The sequence below is a fragment of the Streptomyces sp. MUSC 14 genome, assembly GCF_001866675.1.
Taxonomy (GTDB): Bacteria; Actinomycetota; Actinomycetes; order Streptomycetales; family Streptomycetaceae; genus Streptomyces.
The window spans coordinates 1-4,276 of record NZ_MLYN01000098.1; the positions used below are offsets into that span (position 1 = coordinate 1).

Annotated in this window: 2 protein-coding genes; both read left to right on the plus strand. The window is 72.2% G+C overall.

The features are described from left to right. The coding region (locus tag BIV25_RS44110) for an SDR family NAD(P)-dependent oxidoreductase (RefSeq protein ID WP_218158531.1) at positions 1-2,487 on the plus strand (2,487 nt) is incomplete at its 5' end. A 102-nt stretch (positions 2,488-2,589) separates the two neighbouring features. After that, positions 2,590-4,276, plus strand: a 1,687-nt coding sequence (locus BIV25_RS44115; protein WP_371273148.1) for a type I polyketide synthase, incomplete at its 3' end; no start/stop codon positions are given.

Genomic DNA, 4,276 nt, shown 5'->3' on the forward strand with positions numbered 1-4,276 from the left:
CCGGTGATCCGGCTGGCGGGTGGTGGTCATAGCACGCCGGAGTTCTGGGTTTCCCATGTGCGTGAGGCGGTGCGTTTCGGGGATGCGGTGGCGGAGTTGGACGGGTTGGGTGTGACGCGTTTCCTGGAGCTGGGTCCGGATGCGGTGTTGACCCCGATGGTGCGGGAGTGCCTGGACGGGCGGCCGGTGACCGTGGTCCCGGCGCTGCGCCGGGACCACGGTGAGGTGCGCACCCTTCTGGACGCGGTGGGTGGTCTGTGGGCGGCGGGGGTGGCGGTCGACTGGACGGCGTTGCTGCCTGCGGGAAACCGGGTGGACCTGCCGACATACGCCTTCCACCACCAGCGCTACTGGCTCCCGGTGGCCCCGAAGCGCGCCGATACTGCGGAGGACGGCTTCTGGGACCTGGTCGAGCACGGCGATCTCGACGCCCTGGCCACCGCGCTCGACATCGACGAGCAGGGCCGTGCCTCGCTCGGTACCGTCCTGCCGGCCCTCACTTCGTGGCGTGGCCAACGGCGTACGGCGGAGCAGACCTCGCAGTGGCAGTACCAGGTCGGCTGGAGGCCCGTGACCCAACGAACCGACGCCACGCTGAACGGGCGCTGGCTGGTGCTCGTACCCGCCGAGGGCGACGTGCCCGGCTGGTCGGCCGCCGTCGCCAAGGCCCTCGGCGCCCGGGGTGCCGCCGCCCGCGAGCTGACCGTGCCTCGCGACCACTACGACCAGTCGGCGCTCGCCGCGCTGCTCGCCGAGGAGTTCGCGGACGGTGTGGAACCGGGCGGAGTGCTGTCACTGCTGGCCTTCGACGAGGAAGCGCACCCCCAGTGGCCGGCCGTGCCGGCGGGGCAGCTCGGGACGCTCGCGCTCGTGCAAGCGATCGGCAACCTCGTACAGCCGGTTCCGCTCTGGTGTGTCACGAGCGGCACGGTGGCCGTCGCGCCGGAGGAGAGGACCGAACGGGTTGCCGCGGCGGCCGTCCAGGGCTTTGGGCGTACGGCCGGCCTGGAACACCCGGACTACTGGGGTGGGGTCGTGGACATGCCCGCCTGGGCCGACGACGAGGCACTCGACCGGCTCGCCGGGGTGCTGGCCGAGGGCGGCGAACCCGAGACCGCCGTACGCCCCGGCCAAGTCCACGCCCGCAGGCTGCTCCGCACGCCCGCGGCCCCGGCCACCCCATGGCAGCCGGGCGGCGCGGCCCTGATCACCGGCGGCACCGGGGCACTCGGTGCCGAGGTGGCCCGCTGGCTGGCCGGCAACGGCGTACGACACCTCGTCCTCACCAGCCGCAGAGGCCCCGGCGCGCCCGGCGCCGAGGAACTGTCGGCGGAACTGACCGCCCTCGGCGCCACGGTGTCGGTCGTCGCCTGCGACGTGGCCGACCGCGGGCAATTGGCCTCCCTGCTGTGCTCCTGGCCTGCCGAAGAGCCGCTGACCGCGGTGTTCCACACGGCCGGTGTGCTCGACGACGGGATCATCGGCTCGCTCACCCCGGACCGGTTCGAGCGGGTCTTCCGGGCGAAGACGCTTGGCGCGCTGCACCTCGACGAACTGACCCGTGACCTCGCCCCGGACACCTTCGTACTGTTCTCCTCGATCTCCGGGGTGCTGGGTACGGCCGGACAGAGCAACTATGCGGCGGCCAACAGCTGGCTGGACGCGCTCGCCGAACGCCGCCGAGGCGAGGGGCTGCCGGCCGTGTCGATCGCGTGGGGCCCGTGGGCCGGCGCGGGCATGGCTCACGAGGACGGCGTCGGGCAGCGGCTCAGCGCCCAGGGCCTGGAACCGATGCCCACCCACCCGGCTCTCTCCGCACTGCTCCACGTGCTGGGGCGGGGGGATGCCACGGCGGTCGTCGCAGACGTGCGCTGGGAACGGATCGCCGCCCAGTTCCCGCCCCGGTCCGCGACCCTGCTGCGGAACGTGCCCGAATTCCGGGCCGGGACCGCCGAGTCGCCCGCCGCGGACCCGCACGAGGGACCGGCCCTGCGGGAACGGCTCGTCGGCCTGTCGGCCCCGGAACGGGGCCACACGGTGACCGAACTCATCCGCGCGCAGGTCGCCAAGGTGCTCGGGCACGCCGACCCGAAGGCGGTGAAGGCCACGCAGACGTTCCAGGAGATCGGCTTCGACTCGCTGGCCGCACTGCAACTACGCAACCGGCTGTGCGCTGCCACCGGGCTGGCCCTGCCCGGCACGCTGGCCTTCGACCACCCGACCACGGCCGCCGTCGCGAGCTATGTCCTCGCCGAGCTGTTCCCGGACGACGAGGCCGGGCGGGACGGCGGGAACGACGCCGAGATCCGTGCGGCCCTCGCCGCGATCACCCCGGAGCAGCTGCGGCAGGCCGGGCTCGTGGACAGCCTGCTCGGGCTGGCCCGCTCACATGCCCAGGACTTCGCGGCCCCGGAGCGTCAACCGGGCGTGTCCATCGACGAGATGGACGTAGCCGACCTTGTCCGGGCCGCCTACGACAAGCACTGACCGTGCCGAGCACCGCCCCTCCCGACTTCGTGCGATCAGTCTAGGAGCCGACGTATGACCAGCACCTCTCCCGCCGAGATCGTCGGGGCACTGCGCAACGCCCTGAAGGAGAACGACCGGATCCGGCAGCGTCTCGGCGAGGTGGAGGCCCGCAGCCGTGAGCCGATCGCGATTGTCGGCATGGCCTGCCGCTATCCGGGCGACGCCAACTCGCCCGAGGAGCTGTGGCGGCTCGTGGCCGAGGGCACCGACGCCATTTCGGGCTTCCCGGTCGAGCGCGGTTGGGACATCGACGACATCTACCATCCTGACCCGGAGCACGTCGGCACCACATACGCGCAGGGCGGCGGCTTCCTCGGCGACGCGCACCTCTTCGACGCCGAGTTCTTCAAGATTTCCCCGCGTGAGGCGACCGCGATGGACCCGCACCAGCGGCTCCTGCTCGAAACGTCGTGGGAGGCGTTCGAGCGGGCAGGGATCCGCACCGACGCCATGCGCGGCAGCCAGACCGGCGTCTACATCGGCGTCAGCTACCAGGACTACATCTCGATGCGGCCCGTCCCGTCCGCCTACGAGGGCTACGTGCTGACCGGCAACATCGCCAGTGTCGTCTCCGGCCGGCTGTCGTACGCCTTCGGCCTGGAGGGTCCTGCGGTCACCGTCGACACGGCGTGCTCCTCGTCGCTGGTGGCCCTGCACCTGGCCGCGCAGGCACTGCGCGCAGGGGAGTGCTCGCTCGCGCTGGTCGGCGGCGCCACCATCATGTCCGGCCCGGCCTCGCTCATCGAGTTCGCCCGGCAGCGCGCGCTGTCGCCGGACGGGCGGTGCAAGGCATTCGGCGCGGACGCGGACGGCACGGGCTGGGCCGAGGGCGTGGGAGTGCTGCTGGTGGAACGGCTCTCCGACGCCCTGCGCAACGGTCACGAGGTGCTGGCCGTGGTGAAGGGCTCGGCGGTGAACCAGGACGGCGCCTCGAACGGCTTGACCGCACCCAACGGCCCCTCTCAGCGCCGGGTCATCCGGCAGGCGCTGTCCAGCGCCGGGGTGCCGGCCGCCGAGGTGGACGTCGTGGAGGGCCACGGCACCGGCACCCGGCTGGGCGACCCGATCGAGGTTCAGGCTCTGCTGGCGACGTACGGCCAGGAACGCGGCACGGATTCGCCGTTGTGGCTGGGTTCGCTGAAGTCGAACATCGGCCATACCCAGGCGGCTGCGGGCGTCGGCGGGATCATCAAGATGGTGATGGCGATGCGCCACGGCACGATGCCGCGCACCCTGCACGCGGACACACCGTCGCCGCACGTCGACTGGTCGGCCGACTCGATCAGGCTCCTGAACACCGAGCGTGAATGGCCTCGGGGTGACCGTCCGCGTCGGGCGGGGGTGTCGTCCTTCGGCATCAGCGGTACGAACGCGCACGTCATCATCGAGGAGGCGCCGCAGTCCACGCCTGTGGCCGAGGAGGCGCGGGGCGAGCGGTTGCCGTTGCTGCCCCTTGTGCTCTCCGGCCGCACCGAGGGCGGCCTGCGCGGGCAGGCGGCGAAGCTCGGTGCATTCCTGACGGCGGAGCCGGGCGTGGACACGGCCGATGTGGCACTCTCGCTGGTCACGACGCGCGCCGCGCTTGATGAGCGGGCCGTGATCCTGGGGGGTGACCGTGAGGAACTGGTGGCCGCGTTGACGGCGCTGGCCGCGGGTGAGGAGTCCCCGGCTGTCGTTGCGGACACTGCCCGTGAGGGTCGTCTGGCTTTTGTGTTCACTGGTCAGGGTGCGCAGCGTCGGGGTATGG